This is a genomic window from Sinorhizobium sp. GQ132 (assembly GCF_059758575.1).
On sequence record NZ_JCAXDX010000024.1, the window covers coordinates 1 to 24706 of the forward strand.

General features: G+C 59.5%; 18 protein-coding genes and 6 pseudogenes. 16 read left to right on the forward strand and 8 right to left on the reverse strand.

Annotated features, from left to right (window positions below; translation table 11 throughout):
* Window positions 1-48: 48 nt before the first annotated feature.
* The 4 genes and pseudogenes from AC6CIG_RS28700 to AC6CIG_RS28715 form a co-directional block, all read right to left on the reverse strand.
* Window positions 49-651 (reverse strand): hypothetical protein, encoded by a 603-nt coding sequence (locus tag AC6CIG_RS28700; RefSeq protein WP_498324273.1) that lies wholly within the window; start codon window positions 649-651, stop codon window positions 49-51.
* Between the two features lie 267 nt (window positions 652-918).
* Window positions 919-1389, reverse strand: a complete 471-nt coding sequence (locus AC6CIG_RS28705) for a transposase (protein WP_498324274.1) — start codon at window positions 1387-1389, stop codon at window positions 919-921.
* 181 nt (window positions 1390-1570) lie between these two features.
* Complete coding sequence (locus AC6CIG_RS28710) at window positions 1571-2140, reverse strand: hypothetical protein (protein ID WP_498324275.1); 570 nt, start codon at window positions 2138-2140, stop codon at window positions 1571-1573.
* A gap of 195 nt (window positions 2141-2335) precedes the next feature.
* Window positions 2336-2683: pseudogene (locus AC6CIG_RS28715) on the reverse strand (hypothetical protein); the annotation flags it as partial.
* Window positions 2684-3232: 549 nt separating this feature from the next.
* Between AC6CIG_RS28715 and AC6CIG_RS28720 the strand changes: the two are divergent.
* Window positions 3233-5419 (forward strand): putative bifunctional diguanylate cyclase/phosphodiesterase, encoded by a 2187-nt coding sequence (locus AC6CIG_RS28720; RefSeq protein WP_498324276.1) that lies wholly within the window; start codon window positions 3233-3235, stop codon window positions 5417-5419.
* A gap of 408 nt (window positions 5420-5827) precedes the next feature.
* Here AC6CIG_RS28720 and AC6CIG_RS28725 read toward each other — a convergent pair whose 3' ends face one another.
* Window positions 5828-7564, reverse strand: coding sequence for a methyl-accepting chemotaxis protein (locus AC6CIG_RS28725; protein WP_498324277.1), 1737 nt, complete (start codon window positions 7562-7564; stop codon window positions 5828-5830).
* Window positions 7565-7814: 250 nt separating this feature from the next.
* Here AC6CIG_RS28725 and AC6CIG_RS28730 point away from each other — a divergent pair.
* The 8 genes and pseudogenes from AC6CIG_RS28730 to AC6CIG_RS28765 all read left to right on the forward strand — a co-directional run.
* A pseudogene (locus AC6CIG_RS28730) lies at window positions 7815-8040 on the forward strand (alanine--glyoxylate aminotransferase family protein); the annotation flags it as partial.
* 164 nt (window positions 8041-8204) lie between these two features.
* A pseudogene (locus tag AC6CIG_RS28735) lies at window positions 8205-8334 on the forward strand (magnesium transporter); the annotation flags it as partial.
* Window positions 8335-8738: 404 nt separating this feature from the next.
* On the forward strand, window positions 8739-9923 hold the full coding sequence (locus AC6CIG_RS28740; protein ID WP_498324278.1) for an extracellular catalytic domain type 1 short-chain-length polyhydroxyalkanoate depolymerase: 1185 nt from the start codon (window positions 8739-8741) through the stop codon (window positions 9921-9923).
* A 543-nt stretch (window positions 9924-10466) separates the two neighbouring features.
* The gene (locus tag AC6CIG_RS28745) at window positions 10467-11291 is read left to right on the forward strand and encodes a universal stress protein (RefSeq protein ID WP_498324282.1); all 825 of its coding nucleotides are present in this window, start codon (window positions 10467-10469) and stop codon (window positions 11289-11291) included.
* A gap of 319 nt (window positions 11292-11610) precedes the next feature.
* The gene (locus AC6CIG_RS28750) at window positions 11611-12648 is read left to right on the forward strand and encodes a TerC family protein (protein ID WP_437406214.1); all 1038 of its coding nucleotides are present in this window, start codon (window positions 11611-11613) and stop codon (window positions 12646-12648) included.
* 266 nt (window positions 12649-12914) lie between these two features.
* The gene (locus tag AC6CIG_RS28755) at window positions 12915-13478 is read left to right on the forward strand and encodes a dual specificity protein phosphatase family protein (protein WP_437408904.1); all 564 of its coding nucleotides are present in this window, start codon (window positions 12915-12917) and stop codon (window positions 13476-13478) included.
* Between the two features lie 184 nt (window positions 13479-13662).
* Complete coding sequence (locus tag AC6CIG_RS28760) at window positions 13663-13980, forward strand: DUF1476 domain-containing protein (protein ID WP_102763016.1); 318 nt, start codon at window positions 13663-13665, stop codon at window positions 13978-13980.
* A 75-nt stretch (window positions 13981-14055) separates the two neighbouring features.
* Entirely contained in the window at window positions 14056-14361 is a 306-nt protein-coding gene (locus AC6CIG_RS28765; protein ID WP_102763017.1) for a hypothetical protein, read from the forward strand.
* 544 nt (window positions 14362-14905) lie between these two features.
* On the opposite strand, the gene AC6CIG_RS28770 is transcribed toward AC6CIG_RS28765, so the two are convergent.
* Complete coding sequence (locus AC6CIG_RS28770; protein ID WP_498324283.1) at window positions 14906-16084, reverse strand: MFS transporter; 1179 nt, start codon at window positions 16082-16084, stop codon at window positions 14906-14908.
* 2 nt (window positions 16085-16086) lie between these two features.
* Window positions 16087-16725 carry an NAD(P)H:quinone oxidoreductase gene (wrbA, locus tag AC6CIG_RS28775; RefSeq protein ID WP_498324279.1) on the reverse strand — a complete coding sequence of 213 codons (639 nt, stop codon included), beginning with the start codon at window positions 16723-16725 and terminating at the stop codon, window positions 16087-16089.
* A 156-nt stretch (window positions 16726-16881) separates the two neighbouring features.
* Between wrbA and AC6CIG_RS28780 the strand changes: the two genes are divergently transcribed.
* The 6 genes and pseudogenes from AC6CIG_RS28780 (at window position 16882) to AC6CIG_RS28805 (ending at window position 21179) form a co-directional block, all read left to right on the forward strand.
* Window positions 16882-17799: a LysR family transcriptional regulator gene (locus AC6CIG_RS28780; RefSeq protein WP_498324280.1), complete on the forward strand. Its 918-nt coding sequence runs from the start codon at window positions 16882-16884 to the stop codon at window positions 17797-17799.
* Window positions 17800-17946: 147 nt separating this feature from the next.
* Window positions 17947-18090, forward strand: a pseudogene (locus AC6CIG_RS28785) (transposase domain-containing protein); the annotation flags it as partial.
* 186 nt (window positions 18091-18276) lie between these two features.
* Window positions 18277-18530 (forward strand): annotated as a pseudogene (locus tag AC6CIG_RS28790) (type II toxin-antitoxin system HicA family toxin).
* Entirely contained in the window at window positions 18527-18883 is a 357-nt protein-coding gene (locus tag AC6CIG_RS28795; protein WP_018098192.1) for a type II toxin-antitoxin system HicB family antitoxin, read from the forward strand. Before AC6CIG_RS28790 ends, AC6CIG_RS28795 begins: the two are co-directional and overlap by 4 nt.
* Before the next feature lie 461 nt (window positions 18884-19344).
* Complete coding sequence (locus AC6CIG_RS28800; RefSeq protein WP_267880152.1) at window positions 19345-19986, forward strand: tyrosine-type recombinase/integrase; 642 nt, start codon at window positions 19345-19347, stop codon at window positions 19984-19986.
* A 10-nt stretch (window positions 19987-19996) separates the two neighbouring features.
* A pseudogene (locus tag AC6CIG_RS28805) lies at window positions 19997-21179 on the forward strand (IS91 family transposase).
* Between the two features lie 606 nt (window positions 21180-21785).
* Here the strand turns inward: AC6CIG_RS28805 and AC6CIG_RS28810 are convergent.
* On the reverse strand, window positions 21786-22127 hold the full coding sequence (locus AC6CIG_RS28810; RefSeq protein ID WP_430300825.1) for a transposase: 342 nt from the start codon (window positions 22125-22127) through the stop codon (window positions 21786-21788).
* A 621-nt stretch (window positions 22128-22748) separates the two neighbouring features.
* Between AC6CIG_RS28810 and AC6CIG_RS28815 the strand changes: the two genes are divergently transcribed.
* On the forward strand, window positions 22749-24335 hold the full coding sequence (locus AC6CIG_RS28815) for a BCCT family transporter (RefSeq protein WP_498324281.1): 1587 nt from the start codon (window positions 22749-22751) through the stop codon (window positions 24333-24335).
* The last annotated feature ends 371 nt before the right edge of the window (window positions 24336-24706 follow it).

The window sequence follows — 24706 nt, forward strand, 5'->3', positions numbered from 1 at the left end:
ACTAAGCTTGAGCCGGAGCTACCGGCATCTACGCCCCCAACCCCTTCTTCAGGTGGCCTCGAACCGCTCAAGCATCTTCTTGAGCTGCAGGTTTTGTCTCTGAAGTTGTTCGGCCAACAGCCGCTTAAGCCGCTTGTTTTCAGCATCAAGGGCGGCCACTTCGTCGAACGAGATCGGATCCGCGGCAGTCTTGGGATCCTCGAGTGCGGCCATTGAGCTATGCGTAGTCGCGTCGGTGGGGCGCCGGCCGACGCGCTTTCGAGGTGTGCGTTTTGACGTTGTTGTCGGCTGCGATGTCTGCTGACTGTCCTGCACTTGCGCAACAGCTTCGGTAGCCGGGCAATCGAACTCATGCTGCTTCGCGATTTCAATTTCCCTACCGTCGGCCGACGCTGGCGCTGCTTGGTCAGAAATGTCATCGCCTGCGGGTTCGTTCGCGAAATTCGCAGTCACGGGAGCAGTTAGAGCCGCGTCATCTGCTTCAAGAGTCCCCGGTGCTTCATCTGACTTGAAAAGATGCGGGACCTTGTCTTCTACTTCGCGGGCCACTGCCTTAAGGTCAGTGTCCCCCCAGATGGAATTTGTCCGAGTTTTTGACTGTCGCCGCCCCGACTTGAACTCGACAACGAAACTCCGCTGTGGCGTTTTCATATACTCTCTCGATCCCTGAGTCCGTAAAAAGAACAACGCCGATCGGCGCTACTGTTGGCGGACAAATACAGCTCTTCCCGGCACACTTCAACTGCCCGGCACCCGAAGCGGCGCCGCGTCCTTCGCGTCGCCAACTTCGCAGCTTACTTGCGTGCCACTAGCCGTCCTAGGGGCCTATTCGCGGCTATGCCCGGTCTATCGAGAAATTATTGCCGGCGTACCGCAGGGCCGGATGGCCGCTGAAGAACCAACGCCTGCAATTTTAAGTCAATCCAGCTCAAGTCTTTTGCGCAGTTCGGCGTTTTCCGCCCGCAGCTTCTCCGCCAGTAGCTTGCGGAGCCTTTGGTTCTCCTCTTCGAGTTGGACAAGGTCTGCCAACTCATCGCCGGCCGGCACGGGCCTGGTGCCTTTAATACCCTTAGTGTCGTTTTGCTTGACGGTCTTCGCAGCGCCTTTCCAATGGTAGTAGGTTTGCTCCGATATGCCGGCGCTCTTGATAGCGTCTTTGAGGGTACTGTTGCCTTGGACTTGCGTCTCAATCAGCTTGAGCTTCTCGCTCTTCTCCTGTTCGCTATACCTTCTGGGTTTCGCGGCCAACGCCTTTGATGAAGCTTGCACTGGTTCGGCAGCCGTCTTTGGACGCCGTACCGACCTCTGCTTCTTGGTCGTCGGTGCTTTCACTTCTGCGTTCGCCGCTTCAGTTGCAGCAATCGGTCCCGTGTTACTTTCGTCAGCCATCAACAATTTCCTCCTGTGGTCATTGCCTGTTTTCTGCCGAGAGCACCGCAGAGTCAACTCAAGCAAAAGAGTCTGCTTTACGGATGGTTGATATTAGGCTTATGCCTGCAGTGTGCCGATCAACGGGGAGTAAAGGCTACGAGCTGTCGTCTCAATGACGTGACTCGGAGCGTCGCTACGCTCACGAAACATCGAAGCGCTCGAGCATCTTCTTGAGCTGAACGTTCTGCAGACGAAGCTTTTGAGCGAGCTGGTTCCTCAGCATTTTGATTTCTGCATCGAGTGTTGCCACTTCATCAAAGAACAGATCCCGTGAAGACGGGAGTTGCACGTTTGAATGATCCGTTGCGGTGACAGGGGTCTGTGCAGCCACCTGCGCGTTGGCTTTCTCCCCACGTTCTCGTCGTTTAATCCGTGCTTTCGTTTGCGACTTTGTGCTTGCCGCGTTTTTTCGCACCAACGAAGGCTGTTCGCCAACCGTGTTGTCAGGTTCACGACGCGCCGCTGCGTGAGCTTGTGCATCATCGACCGGTGGTCTTATTACCTGCGCAACACTGTCACCACCTTTCGCCTTATCGGATGCACTCGACTCTTGATCAACTAGCTTCGAACTGGGTAGAAGTGCGGACGCATGCTCCACTTCGCTCTCGAGGGCCTTGGGATCGGTGTCATTGCCAGTCGAACTGTCCTGCGCTTTCGCCGACGCTCGACGCGACGTCAGTCGGGCAATGAATTTCCATGGTGATTTCATAGTGATCCAACCTTGAGCACGCCGGACGGTGATCCTGCTGCCGCTGTCCCTTCCTCATACCTTTCGAGACTGCACCGCCATCGCGGTAACGAGCCTGCGCAAACTGCTTGCCGTGGCATGCTCGTCAATGCCCTCCGGATCACCCCTTGTATCGATCAACGCCATCAGCCTTTTTAGGGGTGGGACGGCCTCTTCCCACTGATAGATCTCCGACATGCTGGAGAACGCCTCGCAAAAGGGACGATCGAAGCGGGCATTGTGGGCGATTACGACGTCGGCGGGATCGATCAATGCTCCAAGCAAGCCGACATCAATCATCTGCCCGGCAACCATCTCATCGGAAATTTCTGTGAGGCGGGTGATTTCAGGCGGGATCGGGACAGTCGGCTTCTGCAGGCCGCCGCGCAGCACGCGATCGCTGCCGCGCTCCTCCAGGAACTGGGCCATGCTCTCGTCATCGAGGCGCCTCTGATGCCGCAGTTTCAGGGGCGGTGGCAGCTTCACAAAAATATCATCGCCTGGCTCACACGGCGAGGGAAACATATCGAGCTGAGATGCCATCGGCCTCCAGTTTCCTTCGGCTTTGGCGCACCAACGGGTGCGGATCATGCGTCAGGATAGAAATTGAGCGAGACGCTGGCAATGCGAAGGAGGGGGCAAAATAGGAAATTCAAGCCAAACTCCCCGGAAATCTGTCGAAAAGGGAACAACCTCCCCAGCATCACCTTCCTTCCGGCCGAAATACCTGCCCGTTGAGCGAACCGGCCGTAGGAAAAACCAAAGAGGCGGCAAGATTGGTCGCAGTGACGTTGAACCGAACCAACCTCACGACACGAAGCCTCTGCGATTTCGGCGCTACGCTTTCGCGCGCCAAGAAGGGCAACGCGGATGGCACACAGGCAGCTGGTAGTCGCCGACATTTTCCGCGCGATGCCATCTGAAGGCAGATCCTCCCTCGAGGAAGCACGTTAAGCCTCCATTAGCGTAGCAGCATGTACGTTCACGACGCAGCGCGCAGCGCGGGCATGATGCCTCCTGCTTCCCGGCCGACGGACCGAGGAATTTTTTGACAATCCCCGCAGGTATCATCCCATGCACAGGAATAAACTCTCGGAAAACCGCCAGACACAGCTATTGGTGCTGCTCGTCGCTGCTGTATTTATCTTGGTCGCAGCCGCACTCGCCGGATTAATTGCGGGCTCCATCGCTACCCTCACGGCGACGGCCGATGACATCGATGACCAAAGAGCCCTGCAAGCAACTTCGGGAGCGGTGCAGGCGCTTCGCAAGCAGATGGCGGCGACCTTGCGCGACAACGCGTACTGGGACGATGCCTATGCCGAGGTGAACGCCGACACACGCGCCGACTGGATTATCGAGAATTGGGCGTCGACCTCCGCCGACTACCCTCTTTATGACACCGTTATCGTTGTCGATAGCGAGAATCTGCCGGTTGTCGCGTACCGTAAAGGCGTTCCTATGGGCGTCATGCCGGGCGAGTTTATTGACGATTTCCGGACATTGCTCGACGCGGCGAGACGGGTGAGAATGTCCGACGAAGTTCCTGTGCATTTCGCACGCTCCTCCGCCGGAACCGAACTAATCGGCGCGGCCGCGATCCAACCGTTCGAACGCGATGAGTCGCTCGTTCCGGGAGATTTCTATGTGCTCGTGTTCGCAAAGCTGATTACCCCGGCCGTCGTGGCCGAGGTGTCCAACAGTTTCGCAATTGCGGACCTGCGTCTTGAGTTGAAGCCTGCTGCGGGACGATTGGCCGTTGCCCTGAAAGGTGTGTCGTCCGACGATGTCGCCTATTTCACTTGGCCTTCGATGGCCCCAGGCACAAAAAGCTACGAGAAAGTCGACGGCGACCTACGAACCGCAGGCGCGATTTTAGTCCTGTTTCTCTGTTCCATCGGATTCGCGGGTGGCATAACGATTCGCAATCTGCGCAAAAGCGAACTCGCTTCGCGCCGACGCGCCCTGCATGATCCTCTGACGGGCCTCTTGAACCGCGCAGGTCTGCTCGAGAAGTTTGCTGCTGTTTCCGACCCCCTAAGACTGAACGGGAAGCAGGTGAAGCTCCATTTCATCGATCTGGACGGATTCAAGGCGGTCAACGACGTCTGGGGGCACGCGGTTGGAGACGCCCTCATTGTCGCTGTTGCCCACCGGCTGCGCGACACCTTGTCGAAGGACGCATTTGCTGCTCGCCTGGGCGGCGACGAATTCGCGGTGGTGACAATTAACGAACTTGGTGCTGAGCTCGCCCCAAGCTTCGGCGGGCGGCTTCAAGAAGCCTTGGCGAGCGTATTCGAGATTGACGGACGGTCGATCGAGATTGGCTGTAGCATTGGCGTGGCGGTGTCTGCGCTCGGCTCGGTGCAGATCGCCGAACTCATGCGCCGCGCCGACATCGCACTTTACCGTGCGAAAGACCTCGGCCGCGGCATGACTATCGACTTCGACAACAGCTTTGACGATGACGCCCTCCAACAGGCGGAACTAGAAAGCGAGTTGCGCACCACGCTGTTGAAGGGTGGTGTATCGGTTCTATTCCAACCACTAATCGATGCTCGCTCCGGCGCGGTGACCGGCGTGGAGGCGCTAGCGCGCTGGCGTAGGGAGGACGGAACCGCCATCGGTCCCAACGTGTTCATCCAGATTGCTGAGCGCGCCGGCATGATTGATTTGCTCGGCCTGCAGGTACTGACGACGGCGCTGAACGCCGCCGCGGCGTGGCCGGCGTTGAGTCTCGGAGTTAACATTTCTCCGCTGCAGCTCAAAAACCCGCGATTCGTCGAGCAGGTCACAGCCGCAATTAGAGATGCGGGTTTTGACCCCCACCGGCTGACAATCGAGGTGACGGAGGGTGTGCTAATTTCCAATCCAGAACAGGCCCGTCGCGCAATCGACGGGTTGAAGAAGATCGGCATCAAAGTTGCATTGGACGATTTCGGTGCTGGATATGCCAGCATCGGATCGCTTCGGCGTTTTGGGTTCGACCGTATGAAAGTGGATCGCTCGCTGGTGGCGGCGCTGAAGGTCGATCAAAATGCCGGAGCCGTCCTTCAGGCAACTGTGGCCCTCGCCAATGCGCTGCAGATCCCTGTCACGGCCGAGGGTATCGAGACGGAACAGCAGGCAACGGCCGTGCGCCTGTCGGGTTGCGACCAACTTCAGGGATACCTCTTCAGTAGACCCGTGAGTGCCGATGAAGTTACGGCAATCTATTGCGCAGCCGCGGCGAGCTGTGGCGCGAGTCACAGCAGTCGCTGACCTGTTACGTTCAATCCCGGTCGGCATGCGCCTTTGGCGGGGGTCGCAGCGTGATTGTCTGCCGGGCTGCAAAGGCGCCCTGCACATATGGACCCTCAATCATTCGTGCTCCTCGGCCGGGAATCGCCGCCTGATAGGAGTGTGCAACGAAGCGTTTTCGCCGAGTGCTCCGACTGCTGGGCGTTGGTGCATTACGAAAGTGCGGTCATGAAGCCGTGCATGCGTCAGAGGAGCTAAGAGACTGGTTACGCGAACGAAGAGCAGCATCTGTAAGCGTTGTCCGCGAAGGCCACTATGTCGGCTCGTTCGACAATGTTGTCAAACGAGCCGTTTTGCATAACGACGCGGTAGCTGCGAGAAATCAGTACTCGTTTCACCAGCTTTAACTGCAGCGTTGCCGTTAAAGGCCTACGCCACCATGGCTGTCATGCGACCAGCCGCGGACGCCACGGGTCGGGATTGCTCGTTGACTGCTGTCGGGGCGGTACGGTGGGCACCGGCCCCTGTACCGACGTCGAACTGCCCTAAAAGTTCGAATAGTTTCTCTGCTTCTCGCGCGAGGCTGCAAGCTGCCGCTGAAGTCTCCTCGACCATAGCGGCATTTTGCTGTGTGCCCTGATCTATCGTGTTGACGGCGGTATTGATTTCCTTGAGACCAGTTGCCTGCTCCTTGGAAGCTACGACGATGGCCTCTACATTGCCGTCAACCTGCATAACCTGGGTCACCATCTCCTGCAGGGCCTTTCCAGTATTGCCCACCAACGCGACGCCGCTCTTCACGTGCTCATTGGATGCGTTGATCAATTCCTTGATCTCTTTTGCAGCCTTGGCGGAACGCTGGGCCAGTTCCCGAACTTCCTGTGCAACAACTGCAAAGCCCTTGCCGGCTTCTCCGGCACGCGCTGCTTCGACACCGGCGTTGAGCGCCAAAAGGTTGGTCTGGAAAGCGATCTCGTCAATCACGCCGATGATGTTGGCAATCTCACTGGCTGACTTTTCGATCTTGCCCATGGCTTCAACCGCCTGGCCGACGACATTGCCCGAGTGCTCTGCATTCTCCTTCGTCCTGCGGACCAGTTTTCCGGCCTCCTGAGCACGGTGGCTTGAGTCGCTGACGGTTGTAGTGATTTCTTCGAGAGCGGCCGCCGTCTCTTCTACCGATGCGGCCTGTTGCTCGGTGCGCTTCGACAGATCATTCGAGGCAGACTGTATCTGTTGGGAGGCGGAAGCGATTGCGCCGGCGTTCTCGGAAATTGTCTGCAAAGTCGAGCGGAGCTTAGAGGAAGCCCCGTTGAAGTCTACCCGCAACTTGTCGAGAGCTGGTAGGAACGGCACTGCGATCGACTGCGTCAGATCCCCCTCGGCCAGGGCGTTCAGTGCGCCAGCCAGTTGGTCGACATTGCCCACCCGGGCCGTGATGTCGGTCGCAAATTTCACGACTTTGAAAATGTTGCCGTTCATGTCGAAGATTGGATTATAGGTTGCTTGGATGAACACCCTCTTGCCACCCTTTCCAAGCCGCATGAACTCATCCGAAACGAACTCACCACCGGCCAGCTTGTCCCAGAACTGGCTATACGTTTTGGTGTTGGTGTAGCTCGGCTCGCAGAAAATGGAATGGTGCTTGCCCTGAATTTCAGATAGCTGATATCCCATGGTCGTCAGGAAGTTTTCGTTCGCGGTTAGGATGTCGCCTTTAGGTGTGAATTCTATGACAGCCTGAGAACGGGAAATTGCGTTGAGCTTGCCACTGTCTTCGGCAGCCCTCCGCTTCTGGGCCGTGATGTCGGTGGCGAACTTAACAACCTTGTAGGGCTTACCTCCCCTAAAGATTGGATTGTAGGATGCTTCAATCCAAATCTCAGTGCCGTCCTTTGAAATGCGCTTATATTGGCGCCGATCGTACTCACCACATGCGAGCCTCGCCCAAAAATTTCTGTAGTCAGCCGTCGCAGCCTCGGTCGGATCGACGAACATTCGATGATGCTTGTCGACGATTTCCCCCAACTGGTAGCCGAGCGCACGGCAGAAGTTCTCGTTCGCGGTTATAATCGTGCCGTCGAGCTTGAATTCGATGATTGCCTGAGACTTGCTCATTGCGTCGAGAATCGCCTTCGCGTCAGCGCCGGCACCAAATGCAAACATGTGCTCCTCCAAATCGGTGCATCTACGGACGAAAGGTCCATGCCATGGATCACAGCATGCAACTTCCTGATGGGAGAATCCTAGGATGCATATATTTAGGATATGTGAATATTCTAAACAACGCATACGAAATGAGCGCACTCCTGCGGGTGTAACTGCCGCCATAGGTGACGACCAAGACGGATGAGCGCGAAGTGCTGGAATATGTGCCTTCGCATCGTCGCCCGAAGATGAGCTCCCGGGCCGGCGGCTGGGCGTCGGCTTCGTTTTCGACAAGGACATCGGCTGCCGCAGCTGAATACGGTTTGGCTCCGCGCCCCGCGCGCAGACGCCTGCTCGACGAGTTCGGGATAGAGATCGGCGGAGGACTCGGGCCGCTCGCGGGGCGCATCTGGCGAATCGGACTTATGGGTGAGACTTGTCGGATCGAGAATGTCGACCGTGTGGTCCGGGCGATCGCGGCAGTTCGGCCGTAGGGAATACCGGGTCACCACGCCGGCACTGTCGTTGACGCAATCGGGGTTCACCGGGTGCGTGGGCGGCGGCGATAGCGTGTGTGAGCTGTCAGAATTGAATGCCAGCGTCTGAGCGGTTGCTGACTTAGTAATGCGTACGGACCATCTGCTCCGCCGGCAATGCCGACATGATCATCAAGATCTTCTCCGTGGCGGCGGTCGTATTTCTCCCGCCGACGCTCGTTCGCGATCGGCTTGATGATTCTTTCGGCCGTTATGCCGTTCCTGTATTTCAAGAGGCGCGGCTGGCTCTGAAGAAGCCCGAGATGGGCGTCGGCGGACTGGCCTTACATGCGAGTAGGCATAGCTCCTAGTCGGAGCTACGCCCGCCTTGGCTCACGCCAGATCGAGGCAACCACCGCCTCTCCAAGGTGCTTGGCAACGCTGCAGGGAGTAATCTTGCATGTTGCAGCCGCCATCGCGGTAGGTCAGGATCGTGAGCCAAACTCGCAGATGATGTCAGGCGCTCCGGTCATCTTTTGGAGGAAACGGCGGCGCGACCTGCCCTTCTTCGCTGCGCGGCCTCCGTGCCTTGTGGCCATGGAGGCTTGTCCGTCGTGAGATAATCCGCGGGGTGCATGGCATCCCTGCCCCGATTTGTCGGCGGCTCTGCTTTCCATTGGAATTTGCACCGCCTGTAAGGCCTCAGAAAAATGGGCATGCGAATTAACCTGAGAATCCCATTGTGCGACGCAGCATTCGTCCCCACATCAACAGTTCAGGCCCAATTGGCGGCCGAGGAGACGGCATTGCTCAACAAGCCCCCACAAAATCACCGCTTGGTCGAAATCGCCGGGTTTGGCTCAAATCCTGGAACATTGAAGGCGTGGCTGTTTCTGCCGTCGATCATGGCCCCCGACGCCCCGCTTGTGGTCGCGCTGCATGGCTGCACACAGACGGCAGAGGGCTATGCAACTGGATCCGGCTGGTCTCAACTCGCAGAGCGACGCGGATTTGCGGTGCTCTATCCCGAGCAGCAGCGATCGAACAATGCCAACCACTGCTTCAACTGGTTCGAGCCAGGCGACATCAGGCGGGATGCGGGAGAGGCGTTGTCCATCCGGCAGATGATCGGCCATCTCGTCCAGTCGCAAGGCATCGATCCCAAGCGCATCTTTGTCACAGGCCTGTCAGCAGGCGGCGCAATGGCGAACGTCATGCTGTCGACCTATCCCGACATATTTGCGGGCGGCGCAATCATCAGCGGGCTGCCTTATGGTGTGGCAGGCACGGTCGCTGAGGCGTTCGAGCGAATGCAAGGCCGCAATCCGCCGTCTGTCTCCAGGCTTCAGTCCGCACTCAAGAGCGCATCGAACCACAAAGGGCTCTGGCCTTCGATTTCGATCTGGCACGGGACGCATGACCAGACGGTCCGACCCGGGAACGCAGACCAGATCGTCAAGCAATGGTCCGGCGTTCACGGCCTCGCCACGGAGCCAACTCGGAGCGAGTTGATACACGGCCATACCCGCAAAGTTTGGCTCGACGCGAAAGGCAGGCAGGTCGTCGAGGCCTACTCCGTCAAAGGCATGGCCCACGGCGTTCCTCTGGCGACGAGCAGCGATATACCGATCGGGAGAGCCGGTCCGCACATGCTTGAGACTGGGATTTCCTCGCCTGTGCGTATCGCCCATTCATGGGGTCTGGCCACGGTGGCAGATGTAGAGGAGGCTGAGGCAGCCGGCAGTCTCGTCCGCCGAGAAGAACCCAATTCGGCGTCATCCACGATAAAGAAGGCATTGCACTACGCAAGGTCGCGACCGAACGCCGCTGGGACCGCTTCGGACGGCAGGATCGCCAAGGTCATAAACGATGCGCTTCGGGCCGCGGGTCTGATGCGGTAAGAAGATAGCCGCAAGGAGCATGATGGACTTGTTGCGAACACAATCTGCCCCTATATGTCTGCCCATCGGCCTTGCTGGCGAGCGTCTGAGGATGTTCCCGGGGCCGCAAGTCGCTTGAGACTTTGACCACGGATGTACTGGCACTGGAATTGAAGCGATGTGAGGAAGGTCGGGTTTGCCCGGCCTTTTTTGTTGCCTGGCGAGCAGGCACAACATCACTTCCGAATTGCGGATCCGCGGCAGGAGGAAATCGGTATTGCGGGTAATTCCTGCTCGGCAGCCCAAAGCGGTGACGTCCGGCGCTGTTTCCTCATGTCCGCGACATGATGCGTGACGACTCTTCCAGGGCCAAAATATTCAAGGAACCCGCGGTACAGCCATTTGAACCATCCCGCCGCCGGCAGCGCCAATATCGGTCGGTCTTCAAGCACTCGGTAAACCTGACGTCCAAAGAGCTGTGCGTCCATTCCGAGCGAGGTTCTTGTGCCCGTCATTAGGTGAGCGCAAACTGTTCTCCACCCACCGGTTTCGGGAGATCAGATGATGACCTACAAAACCCTTCTCCTTGTGGTTGGTGTCAACCAGTTCGAAGGTGATCTTCGGGCAGCTGCGGATCTTTGCTCTGCGCACCATGTGCACCTCACAGTTATGCCCGCGGCAATGGCAACGCTGCCTCCGATCAGAGACTTTGCGGCTGTTTCATGGGATTACGACAGGACCAGTCACGTAGAGGAACTCGGCCAGGCGATCGAGCGAGCTCGGGAAACTCTTAACAACACCGGCATTTCTTTCGATGTCCTCGGAAGATACGCAGATTCGATGCGGATAGAACACGATCTCGGAGAATGTGCTCGATATTCCGACATCACTTTAATCGGTCCAAGCCTGAGAGCGGATAAACGTCTGCGGCGCCTCATGATAGAAGGTGCCCTCTTCCATTCGGCGCGCCCGATCCTCCTTGCGCCCGATCTCCGATCAGCAAACTTGAAACCGAGCAAGATTCTTCTGGCGTGGAACTCCAGCGTCGAAGCCGTGCGGGCCGCACGAGAAGGGCTCGAGATGATGAGAGGTGCCGACGGCGTGAACGTTGTCCTGGTCGAGTCTCGAGCGGTCGAGGCGGCAACCGAAGAATCGGGCGATCACATCGCTTCCTATCTGGCTCGCCACGGCATCACGGTGACGATCGATCGGCTTCGAGGTGCCGGACGTCGGGTCGAAGACGTCCTCAACGAGCATGCGGTCGAAACGTCGGCCGATCTGATCGTCATGGGCGCGTACGGGCATTCGCGTATTCGCGAAAAGGTCTTCGGCGGCGTTACTCAAGCGATGATCGACGCACAGGTTGTGCCCGTGATGATGGTTCGATGATTTTGACCCTGCACAGCTTTGGAATTGGTCGGGCTGTCGTCGCGACAAGTCCAATCCCTCTGCGGAAGGGCAAACAGGAAGACCAGCTGGCGCCGATACGCGCCCGTACACTTATCGGAGGAATTGACTAGCTTACCGGAAATCCTATCCTATCTGTGCCAGACCGGGCCCCTCTGGCGGTCGTAGAGCGATCGCGATGTCGGACTGGAGGATTGTGGGCGTGAGCGCACATTTTGCCCCCGCTTAGGCGGTGGTGCTTCTCCACCCGCAGTCCCTTCATAGCACGCGATTAAGTCTCGGCGGTGAAAGGAGCGGCCCTTTGAACTCCCTTTCCATTGAGTTTGCGGGACAGACGGTTTGGCTCTGGCTTGGCTTCCTAAGCCTTATTGGCTGCTTATTGTGGATTGATCTCGGCATCGTCAACCGAAGGGACCAAGTCATCTCGCCTAAAAAGAGCGCGCTGATGTGGGCCAGTTTTGCCACATTGGCCGTGCTGTTCGGACTGTATGTCGGCCTCCTGTATGTGCCAGATCCGCAGTATTACGAGATTCCCGCCGATCTAAACCGCCAGGCGGTCATCCAATACTTCACCGGCTATCTCCTCGAAACGGCGCTGGCGTTCGACAACATCTTCGTCATTTCGTTGATCTTCACCCACTTTTGCATCCCTCGCGAATATCAGCACCGTGTGCTGTTCTGGGGGATCATAGGAGCGATCGTGTTTCGCGGGATTTTCATCTCGCTTGGCGCCGCGGTCGTGAATTCGTGGACGTGGGTGCTCTACGTCTTCGGGGTTTTCCTTATCTACACTGGCTGGAAGATGATCACCGGACGCGATGCGGAGTTCACGCTTGAGGACAACAGAATTCTGGCCTTCGCCCGCCGACACCTGCGGGTGACAGACCAACTGTACGGCCACCATTTCTTCCTGCGCCTCCCGCATCCCGCGACCGGACACGCGACGCTCTACGCGACACCGCTCTTTCTAGCGCTGGCGATGGTGGAAACCGCCGATATCGTGTTCGCCGTCGATTCTGTCCCGGCAATCTTTGCGGTCACGCGTGATCCCTTCATCGTCTACACCTCCAACGTATTCGCCATCCTGGGCTTGCGTTCCATGTACTTCATGCTCGCCGCAGCGGCGGCGCATTTCAAATACCTGAAGTACGGCCTCTCACTCGTGCTCGTTTTGATCGGAGCAAAGATCATCTGGAATTTTGGCCTCTCGAAAGAACTCGGCTGGGTGCCTTACCTCGCGCCACAGTGGGCATTGCTTGTGACCCTGCTCGTGATCGGGGGGGCCATCGCCTATTCCGTGCTCCGAACCCGCAGTTCTCGTATGACGCACAGGGGGTGAAGCGCCGGGCTGCCGGTGATGCTTACTGTGAGCATGCAACCCCAGACGGTGGAGGGCGCTGCCAAGCCAAGTCCCACAGACTTGTCAGTATTTGGACAGGTCCCAGGAGATATTGCTCCCCCAATCATGGATCCGACGGCAATCACGGATGATAAGAGGCCGACCGGAACTCGCCGTTACGGCGGCAGAAAACGCGCCTGGCGCTCCAGGCGGAAAGCCAGGTGTGCTGACTTCGCCCACTTTCGTGTGCAACAACAGGGTTGAATATGAACAGATTCTTGAAGGCAGTCGCAGGCTCGGCCGGCGCAACCGCGCTTATTCTTGGCGCCTATCTGGGTGCTCTCCAACTCACCGGCAATTTCCACGAGGTGCTGCCGGCGGAGCTCTACCGATCGGCACAGCCTTCTGCCGCGGACGTCGCGAGCTATGCACGGCAATACGGCATCAAATCCATCGTGAATCTCCGGGGCGAGAGCAGCGAAGACTGGTATCTGCGGGAGGTCGATGCCGCCAACCGGGACGGCATCGCTCATTTTGATTTCCGATTGTCGGCTTCGAAACGGGTGTCGCTGCGGCAGGCGCGGCAGCTGATCGCGTTGCTGCAAACCGCACCCAAGCCGATACTCATCCATTGCCAAGCCGGCGCTGATAGAACGGGGTTGGCCTCGACGCTCTATCTTCAGCAGATCGCTGGCATTGAGGAAGAGATCGCGGAGCGGCAGCTGTCGGTCCGCTACGGTCACATCGGCCTTCCTTACATTTCTGCAGCCTTTGCCATGGATGAAAGCTGGGAGTTCTTCGAAAAGGTCCTCTTCGGTCTGACGAGTTGAGTGCTCTGGGTCGCGCCCACTTCGCAGTCGCCCCGCAAGGATTGCCACGAGCTTGCGTCCACCGGTTGACACGATCAGGACTTGCGAGTGTCGTCCAACCGCGCCATGCTAGATTCCGACGAGCTCCGTGATCCGGTGGATATCGGGCACGTCGGAAATCGTACCGGAACCGGGAGGTTAAGCCGTGAGCATAAGAGATCGCCAGGAAGGCTTCGAAAAAAAGTTCGCGATGGACGAGGAAACCAAGTTCAAGGCCATGGCCCGGCGCAACAAATTGTTCGGCCTGTGGGCCGCCGAAAAGCTCGGCAAAACGGGCACGGATGCCGACACCTATGCCAAGGAGGTGGTGCAGGCAGACTTCGAAGAGGTAGGAGACAATGATGTGTTCCGCAAGGTGCGCACCGATTTCGATGTGGCCGGCGTAGTCCTATCAGATACTCAGATTCGCAGCATCATGGATGAACTGCTCGCGGCTGCGGTCGAGCAAATCAAGAACAACTGAGCAACGCTTAACCCGACAAAATCCCGGGGCACGAACAGCAGCGCCGTTCCTGCAGCGAGGCAGGAGGAGAAAATAATGGCCGAACCAAACCCCTGGCGACACATGGCAAGCGCGCCGAAAGACGGCAGTCGGATTCTGGTCACGATCCGCCCGTCCGAGCAGGGGGCGGCAGAAGTTGACCTCGTATATTGGTCGAATGGCGATCAGTTCGGTGCAGATGGCTGGCGCGCCTCTGATTCCTCGCCCGGCCGCATCATCGAATACGCCGAGCCGGAATTGAAGTGTTGGATGCCGATGCCCTCGGCCAATCTCGATCGCACCTCGATGCCCTCACCCTGGGAAGGCGAAGACGAGAGAGAGCTCGACGGATCAGGGATTTAAGGATTAGCGCTGCCATGTTGCGGAGACTATACGCAGGGGTGGCGAAATCCGGTTGAGCTGTCCACTCTTAGGGAAAGCAAGGGTGGGCCTCTTGTCCGCTCATGGCGCACACGTGCCGTTGGACAGCTAGTGACCTGACGTCGTTCCCTCAGACGATCAGCAGTCGGCATCATGCCCCGTCCGGACGTCGACTCCTATCCCTCGCCTTGAAGTGCGGGCGGCAATGCCGCCGATGAAGAGGGCCCCGGCCGCGCCGTGTCCGGGAGCCCCAATATGTAGCCGCTAATGTCGTGCCTCAACCGCTACCTTTCGTCTCCCGATTACGGCATCAAGTGCGCCACCTGTGCCGCTGACGGCGACACCTGAAGGGACCGGGTTGGGCTCCAAGTCGACCTTCGCCCAGGTAACTGGGCGACTGTCACCACCTCAGCCAGCGGCCTAGAAGCAGTCCGGTGGATTGGGAGCAAGCTGAGGCGTCCAGCGGTGGTAGCGCCAAGGACCTGCGGCTGTTTTAGTGAGGCGCATCATCGCGGCCGATTCCAGTTTATTGTCTGCCGTTGAAGGTGAGCGCCAGCAGCGCTGCCGCGATGGCGATCGCTGTGACAAGGGCGGAAACCATTGGCCAGCCGAATGCGCCGGCAATGCCGGCGGCGGTGGCTGGGCCGATGATCAGACCAAGGTTATTGCCCTGCATAGCGAAGCCAATAGTGACCCCGACGAGTTCTGGACGTGGAGCTTTGCGCGGCGCGCTATCAAAGATCACGACGGGAATCAGCCCGCCGACCAAGGAGAAGACGACGCAGAGAGCATAGGCAGCAACGGCCCAAAGAACTTGGCTGAAGACACCGACCCCGCAAAGGGCCATGGTGCAGAAGCTGAAGAGCAGCAGTTGTGCCGCCGGGAAGCCGCGGGCGAGCAACTGCCCGCACACGAGATTACCAACGCCGCCCGCCGCTATTGCCAGCGCGCTCAGCATGCTCGCCGCCTCGTTGCTGATCCCGAGGCGCTGAGAAAGGAGCGACGGCAGAAAGCCGAATACGGCGAAGTAGGCGGCTGAGAACGCCGCAAACAACCCTCCCAATACCCAAGGCCCCTTCGAAACAAGTGCCTCGCCGATATCCTGACGGATATTCCGGTGTGGTCGAGAATGGGTGTCCGGCAGGCGCAGGCTCCACCCGAGAAGCAACGCAAACCCGACGAGGGTTGCAGCGTTCAAGAGCCAGAAACCACGCCAGGTTAGGAGGCTCAGCAGAGGCGCGGCCAGCATGATCACCGTAATGCCGATCGGCATGAAGGTTGCCCAGAGAGCCATGGCCCTGTCGCGGATATGATTTGGTGCGGCTGCGGTGATCAGGGCGGGTGCCGCAACGACTACGCAGAGGAAGCCTAGGCCTTCGACAACCCTTGTCGCGAGCAGCGTGACGGCGCTCGCCGATACTGCTCCGAGCGCCGAACCCGCCGCCTGCAGAAGGAGGCCGGCGACGGCCATTCGTTTGGCGCCGATGCGGTCGACAGCCAGTCCGATCGGTGCACCGACCAAGGCGCCAGTAACAGCGAAGATCGAGATGAGCCACGATGCCGTGGCGAGGCTGAGTGCCAGGTCCGCCTGCACAGCCGCAAGCGCCATCGGTGCTTTGCCGACCTGGAAGGCGGACACCACGCCCGCGCCTACGACAAGGACGATCCTGGGCCAGGCTGATCCGGCCGCTGCGAACGGGGGCATGTTCAACGGACCAGCTCCGGCAGGCGCTGTCTGTGACCCAGCGTGATGGCAGCCGCGATCTCGGCCACATGTCTGCCTTGAAACCGGGCGCCGTCCAGTTCGTTGGCGCTGGGGCTTCTATCGCCGTGGTTTTCGTCCTCTGCCAGCGTGGAAGCGCCGTAGGGCGAACCGCCGGTGATCTCGTCCATGCGCATCTGGCCTTTGAAGCTGTACGGCAAGCCCACGATAACCATGCCGAGATGCAGCATGACGATGTGCGTAGACAGGATCGTCGACTCCTGCCCGCCGTGCTGGCTGCCCGTCGAGGTGAAGACGCTGCCCACTTTACCGATGAGCTTGTCCTCGGCCCAAAGGCCGCCGGTCTGGTCGAGAAAGTTCTTCATCTGGCTCGCCATGTTGCCGTAGCGGGTTGGCGTGCCGATGATGATCGCATCGTAATCGGCAAGCTCGGCGACGGTCGCAACAGGGGCGTCCTGGTCGAGCCGGTACCCTGACCTCCTGGCAACCGCCTCCGGCACGAGCTCCGGCACGCGCTTGAGCGCCACGGTGGCGCCCGCCTGTCCGGCGCCTTCCGCGACAGCCTTCGCCATCGCTTCGACGTGGCCGTAGGAGGAATAGTAGAGCACGAGCACCTTGGTCATCTGTCCTGATCCTTGCTTTGCACTGGGTGACACGAACGCGGGGGCGTTGCCGCGGTGCCGGTCAGCGCTGGTTGTTTTTTTCAACCAATAGATGACATGGGAAATCGATCAGGATAATTGAGAAAGGATCGTTCACGTCGATCGATGGAATAGATCATGCTGGATGCTCTTACGCTCGACCAAATGCGTATCTTCGTCGCCATCGCGGAGACGGGCAGTTTCCGCGCGGCCGCTGCGCGCCTTTCCCGCGTCCAGTCGGCGGTAAGCCACGCTATAGCGAATCTGGAGGCGGAGCTCGGGCTCAGTCTCTTCGACCGCTCCGGACATCGCCCGGTGCTGACGCCAGAGGGCCGTTCGTTGCTCAGTGACGCACGCGCGATCCTCCTCAAGGCCGATACGATGCGGGCGCGGGCGCGGGGCCTTGGTGAAGGAGTGGAACTTGGCTTGACAATCGCGCTCGATCCACAGTTCCCGCTCTGGCTCGCTGGTGCGGCGCTGAGGGAACTGCATGAGGCTTATCCCTCCGTTGCGGTGCGGGTGCTTACTGCATCGCTCGGAGAAGCGGTGCATGCGCTCAGGGAACGTCGTTGCGTGTTGGCGATCAGTGGCATCGACATTCCTGATCCACGTATCCAGCGACGGTCACTCGCATTTGTCACGCGCGCGGCAGTCGTCTCCCCGAACCACCCGCTTGGGCTTCGGGCTGCGGCAGGTGATCCGATCACGGCAGCGGACTTGGCCGATCATGTGCAGATCGTCGCAGAAGACCCCTCCCCACTTACGCAGGGCCGTGACTTCAATGTCCTCTCCCCGGGAACCTGGCGGGTCGGTGACAACATGACGAAGCATGCGCTGATCCGCGCCGGTATCGGCTGGGGAAACCTGCCGCTCTGGCTGGCGGAGCGAGACCTGGCGGAAGGTCGGCTCGTGCGGGTACCCGCCGCTGAATTCGGCCCGCAAGGCGAAACGCTGACACCCGCCTTCCTGATGCACAGCACCGATGAGCATCTCGGTCCCGCGGCACGTGCATTTTGCGACGCGCTGTTGCGGATGTCCGACCTGCCACAGGGGTGATGTTGCAGGTCTTGGCGATCAGGCTGCCTGCTGCAGGACAAGCGCGGCCTGGCGTTTCTCGTCGGGCGAGTGATCGCAGCAAGCATTGGCATCGCTCGAAGTGAAGCCGGCAGCGACGGATACAGCCTCAGCCTGCGCCATGATCTCAGTCTGATGCTGACCTGCCGCGCCCGTGGTATCGAGCCACTAGCCTGGCTGCGCTACACCCTGACAGAGCTACCCCAGCGCGTTGTCGATACAGGCCTTGACGATCTGTTGCCGTTCAACTTCCTTAAGACGTCCGACACGTAACCAAAGCCGCATATCGCGGCGACCTTGCGTATCGCAGGCGTCAACGTGAAGCGAAAATTGCGCTTACCGAACGAACTGCCGACCCGTGATATTGCCCACCACGCCCACTCATTCGATCTTTGGGATGAATTGAAGATGCTGTTGTGTTCCTGCTTGCGTAATCAGCAAGCGTCTATATTTGCTAGCATGAACAGCAAGCAGAAAAAGACCCTCGCGGCCATATTCAAGGACCCGGCCTCGGGAACCATTGAATGGGCCGCTATAGAGAACCTGCTTGTGGCTGCCGGAGCGGACGTCATTGAGGGGAACGGTTCGCGCGTTGAGTTGAAAAAGACGGCATCATTGCGAGCTTCCATCGACCTCATCCGGACAAGGAAGCAAAGCGTTATCAGGTGCGCGATGCTCGCGAGTTCCTGATGCAGATTGGAGTAACACCATGAACACCATGACCTATAACGGGTATCACGCTCGCATCGAATTCGACGCTGAGGACGAAGTGTTTTTCGGCAGGATTGCAGGTATCTCCGATGTAATCGGCTTTCACGGTGACAGTGTCGCTGAACTCAAGAAAGCCTTCCATGAGGCCGTGGATGACTACCTCGAGACCTGCAGGAAAAACGGCAAAGAGCCTCAGCGACCTTATTCCGGGAAGATGATGTTTCGTGTCGCTCCCGAAGTCCATCGCCGAGCAGCTCTTGCTGCTGAGCTTTCGGGAAAGAGTCTCAACCAGTGGGCAGAAGAGGTGCTGGAAGAAGCCGCCGACCATTTTGCCGAGGCGCGCCTGTCGGCGTAGTGCCGTTGCGGCCATCATAGTTCCCGGCTTCGGGCGAGTCTCAGACCTCCACACCGCGCCTCGGATGTTTGCTTCTCTCATATCCGCCTTAGTAGCATGAGGTCCGCCTCCGGCCCATGGACGAAGCCGCTCGCGCGGCGCTGGTGCCGTGGTGAGGGTGCAGCAATGATCTGAACGCCGTGCATTTGCGGCTTTGCCGTCCTGGCTGACGATTGGGTGTTCTCAATCTTCAGACAGGAGGTTGCCATGACGGAGGAGAGGGCCACCCCGCTGCGCGAGCGAATGATCGAAGACATGCGCATCCGTGGGCTGGTGTCGATACCGGAACAATACTCCCCAAATGTGCCGTTTGAATCTTCCCCAGTTTGCGCCGTAACCGACCGGTCTTCCGGGGCGCGCCCCGGAAGATCGGTCACATGTCATCACCGATACTGCTTCCGATGGTCGGAAGGGGGATTTCGGTGATCAAGCTGAGGGAGATGATGATGATCCTGGATCTACATCGGCAAGGTCTGTCGGTGTCAGCGATCGCCAGGCAGGCTGGTATCGATCGCAAGACCGTGCGCAAGTACATCGAGCGCGGGCCGGAGGCTCCGGTCTATGGACCGCGCAAGCCAAGAGCGACGGTGATCGACCCGTTCGCGGCCTATCTTCGCGAACGCGTGCAGACCTATCCCGGCCTGACAGCGCGGCGGCTTTTCCGCGAGATCAGGGATCTCGGCTATTCCGGCGGCTACACGGCGCTGACCGACTTCTTGCGCGACTATTGGCGCGAGGCGCGGCCGCAGGGCTGGCTGTTTCCCGGCAAGCCGAAGATCAGTCCGATCTCGCCGCGGCAGCTCAACCGGGCTTTCACCGCCGCCAAGAGCCTGGCCGGGATCGCCAAGCCCGCGACGCTGCACACCCTGCGCCACTACTTTGCCACCCACCTTTTGGAGGCGAACACCGATTTGCGGGTGATCCAGGTCCTTCTCGGACACGCCAAGCTGACGACCACCGCCCGCTACACCCATGTCGCCACCAAGACGATCCGCGACACGGTCAGCCCGTTCGAGACCCTGAAGAAGCTGCAGGATCAAACGCTCCGACGCGGACTGGAGTAGCGCCGGTGCGGTGATCCGGCCAAGTCTGGAGATCGCCGACATCTTTCGTAGCTATGGCCCGGCGTGGCGGCGGGCCAATGCCGGGCATGTCAGCCTGACCCAGCTCAAGGTCATGGCGGCGATCGAAGCCTGCCGAACCGAGGCGCTCGGCGGGCATGTGGCGGCTTGCGCGAAGTGCGGCCATAACCACATCGCCTACAATTCCTGCAAGAACCGGCACTGCCCCAAGTGTCAGGGGCCTACCGCGCGGGACTGGATGGCCGCCCGTGCCGAAGACCTGCTGCCCGTCGAGTATTTCCACGTGGTTTTCACCCTGCCGGCCGAGATCGCGCAAATCGCCTACTGGAACAACAAGGCGGTCTATGACCTGCTGTTTCGGGCGTCGGCGGAGACGCTGACCACCATCGCCGCCGATCGGCGCGCGCATCGGCATGACCAGCGTGCTACACACCTGGGGATCGGCACTGACTCATCACCCGCATGTGCACATCATCGTGCCCGGCGGTGGGCTGTCGCCGGATGGCACGCGCTGGATCTCATGCCGCCCCGGCTTCTTTCTGCCCGTAAAGGTCCTGTCGCGTCTGTTCCGGCGGCTGTTTGTCGGAGGATTAATGGCACTGCATCAATCCGGCGACCTCGCCTTCTTCGGGGATCTGGCGGGGCTCGCGGAGACGGGTGCCTTCGCCGCCTGGCTTGCCCCCTTGCGCAAATCCGACTGGATCGTCTACGCCAAGCCACCGTTCGGCGGCCCCGAGGCCGTGCTGGCCTATCTCAGCCGCTACACCCATCGCGCCGCCATCTCAAACAGCCGCCTGATCAGCGCAGATGCCGAGACGGTCTCATTCCGCTGGAAGGATTACCGCATCAAGACCGGTGACCGGCAAAAGGTGATGCGGTTGGCCACCGACGAGTTCATCCGGCGCTTCCTGATCCACGTGCTGCCCGACGGCTTCCACCGCATCCGCCATTACGGCCTGCTCGCCAGTGCAGGCCGCAAGGCCAACGTCGCAAAGATCAGAACACTACTCAGGGTGGACGCGCCGTTCGAGGATGACGCGCCAAACACCGAGAGAACCCCGCTCACGCTGAGAGAGCCATGCCCGCACTGCGGCGGCCCGATGCGCATCGTCGAGATATTCCGCCGTGGCCAGCAACCCAGCTTCCGCGCGCCACCCCGAAAGGACGCCGCATGACGAAACGCATGTCACATCAGCCAAGGCCGGCCGGGATCTGCGATGCGTTTCGGGGTGGCGCCGGTCTGCGTCAGGCAAGCCGGCCCCCCGCAACACCGCCGAGGCCAGCCTACGAAGACCTGCGACCCCGATGCCGACCGTCTTATTGCAAGCCTTCGGGATTACCCTTCTGCGCCTGACGCTCCCACCGATGGCCACCTTGAGCAACCGCAGCCGCACGCTTTCCCCATAGGCGCTCCACCCAGCCCCCACGGCCTCCTCCTTGGGAGGTTTTTCAACGCGGGCCGACACAGGCCCAGCCGCCACCGTCGCGCCGCGGCCCGCATCGAAAAACCTTGTGTGGATGCCAGCCGTGTTGCAAGGAAGATTTTGAACTTTTGAGCATGTGATCGAGTTGCGGTCTTGTGTCAGGCCTCTCCGTTGCGGCCATTCACATGCCGCGGGCCGGTATGGTGATGCGCGGATCAGGTCCAAATCTTCACGGCGAGCTTGAAGCTCTGTGGTTTTTACTGGTTCTCCTGACCCCGATCTGATCGATCATTTGCCCATGCGGTTGATGCCTTCCTCACATCGCCGACGGACCGGCTTCAGGTGCGCTGCTGCTGATCATGCAGCCACCATCGCCGGACCCCGGTAATCCTCCTGTTTCGTCAGCATCGCCCAGATGCCCCGTGCCATCTTGTTGGCCAGCGCGATCGCGACCAGCATGCGCGGCTTCTTCGCCATCATGCGGGCAAGCCAGGAGCCTTCGGGTGCCATGGCCCCGATGATGAGCAGACGTCGAATATCGCATTGAGCCATCTTCGACGTTTTCCCTAACCGTTGCTTGCCGCCGGTCGACTTCTGCAGCGGCACCAATCCGAGCCAGGCGGCAAAATCCCGGCCGCATTTGAACGTTTCCATGGGGGGCGCGAAGGTTTCCACAGCGAGGGCGCCGATGGGCCCCACACCGGGCAGGTCCGTAAGCGCCTGGTCATCGTGCCATGCCTCGACAATGCAGCGATCTTCCTCTCCAGCATGTCGATCCGACCGGTCAGTTGGACGATCAGGTTCAGCAGATCGCAGCAGGTATCGCGGACCAGACCCGGTAGCTCGGTGTCTTCATCCTCAACGTCTCTGACAGATGGTTCAGATAGCCAATGCCTTGCGGGGCAACATAGCCGAACTCATACCGACAGCTTCTTGCGAAATACGACTGATCCGTCAGCCGCCGCCCCGTGCAGCTGAAAGACGTTCTTTGCTAAATCGACCCCGATGATGGTAACGTTTTTCATGGATGCCTGCCATCTCCTTTGCGTGGCGCTAACACACCTGCCGACGATTGCTTCCGCTTATGCACGCCGGATAAGGAGGCTCTCCGAAATTTGTCGATCTGCTCGGCCACAGCGCCGGCGGCAGTCCCGGCGAGCGCTTGATGCGACGGCGCGGCGTGAGGGTCCCACAGTAGGTCACAATTACCGCCGCAATGTCGCAATCAGGACCACGATACCAGGATAACCGAGTCAAGTTGCAAACGGTCATATGCACGATGGCCGAACCGAAGCACGGTGAAAGTATAGGGAGGGGAGCATGTCATCTGTTGAAACGACAGCAACCGAGGAACATGGCCTCGAAGCCGGCCAGGACAACGTCCGTATTCTAGGGTTGGACATTCACAATCCGGTTTTCTTCGTCTCGGCGGCTATCATCGTCGGCTTTGTCATCTTCACCCTGATCTTCAGGGACTCTGTAGGCCCGGCGCTTAGCGAACTGCGCGTGTGGCTCACCTCAACCTTCGATTGGCTGTTCATCATAGCAGGCAATCTGTTCGTCCTGTTTTGCCTCGCCATCGTACTGTCCCCGCTGGGTCGAGTGCGCATCGGCGGGGCCGAAGCCATGCCAGACTTTGGGTATGCCGGCTGGTTCTCGATGCTTTTCGCCGCTGGCATGGGCATCGGACTGATGTTCTTCGGCGTGCTCGAGCCGATGTATCACTTTAGCAACCCGCCTCTGGGCATCGCCAGCCCGGTGTCCGCGGGCGTGGTGAATCCTGAAGCGGTTGAGGCTGCGCGCGAAGCCGCCATGGCAGCCACCATCTATCACTGGGGCTTGCATCCGTGGGCGATCTATGCGGTCGTCGGCCTCTCGCTGGCTTTGGCCGCCTACAACAAGGGCATGCCTATGTCGGTGCGCTCCGCCTTTTACCCGATTTTCGGCGAACGCGTACGTGGTTGGATCGGCCACATCATCGACATCATGGCCGTCTTCGCGACACTTTTCGGCCTGGCGACCTCGCTCGGCTTCGGCGCCGAACAGGCGCTGGCCGGCTTTAACTTCCTGTACGGAGTTCCGGTGACAGATACGATGAAGGTTCTCCTCATTACCGGGATTACGGCAATTGCGCTGGTTTCGGTCGTCGCGGGACTCGACGCAGGAGTCAAGCGCCTGTCCGAGATCAACATGGTTCTCGCCGTGCTGCTGGTTTCCTTCGTCTTCGCCCTCGGACCGACCATGGAAATCGCCGCCGGCTTCTTCACCAACACCTGGTCCTACGTGACCCATCTGCCGGCGCTGTCCAATCCCTTCGGGCGCACAGATGACGAGTTCGTGCATGGCTGGACCGCTTTTTACTGGGCTTGGTGGATTTCCTGGTCGCCCTTTGTCGGCATGTTTATCGCCCGCATCTCGAGAGGCCGCACGGTGCGCGAATTCATCGTCTGCGTGCTGCTCATCCCGACGATCGCGTCGATCTTCTGGATGTCAGCCTTCGGGGGCACCGCGCTTTCGCAGTTCCTGAACGATGGTTATCAAGGTGTACAGGAGACTGTCGCGGCCTACACGCCTGAACTGTCACTGTTCCGGATGCTGGAGCCAATGCCGCTGGCGGGACTGACCTCCCTAATCGGTATCGTACTGGTGATCGTGTTCTTCGTCACATCGTCCGATTCGGGCTCGCTGGTCATCGACACCATCACCGCCGGCGGCAAGGTTGACGCTCCCGTGGCGCAACGCGTCTTCTGGGCCACTTTCGAGGGCCTCGTCGCCATAGCGCTGCTGCTTGGTGGCGGGCTTGCCGCACTTCAGGCGAGCGCCATCGCCACCGGCTTCCCCTTCGCCCTTCTTCTCCTGCTTATGGTGGTGGCGGCTTGGAAGACGCTTCTGTCCGAATCGCGGTGAAGAATGCCCAAGCAAGAGGTCGGAGCGGTAGAGCGTGACCGCAATCTGCGGCCATCGTGAAGTCGAGGTAACCTGGACTGATGAGAGGCGGTCGCCTTCCTGTTGATACATTATGCGATCATTTTGGCCCGAACGGGAACCTCCTCGCAACAAGCCGTGCACAGGGCTCGTGAAGAACGGCTCCCTTCGACCCGAAGCAGACTGTCCCTCAGCCGAGGTCCAAGGGAAACTCGTGCCTCATTGCTGAGCATCGTCGCTATACCTGATACGACAGGGGCCAACGGGAGTGCCTCTGATGATTCTACGTTTGCTTGACACTATCGCCTCCAATCCGCCGCGCGAGCTCAAGGCGCTCATTAGGCTGATGCATA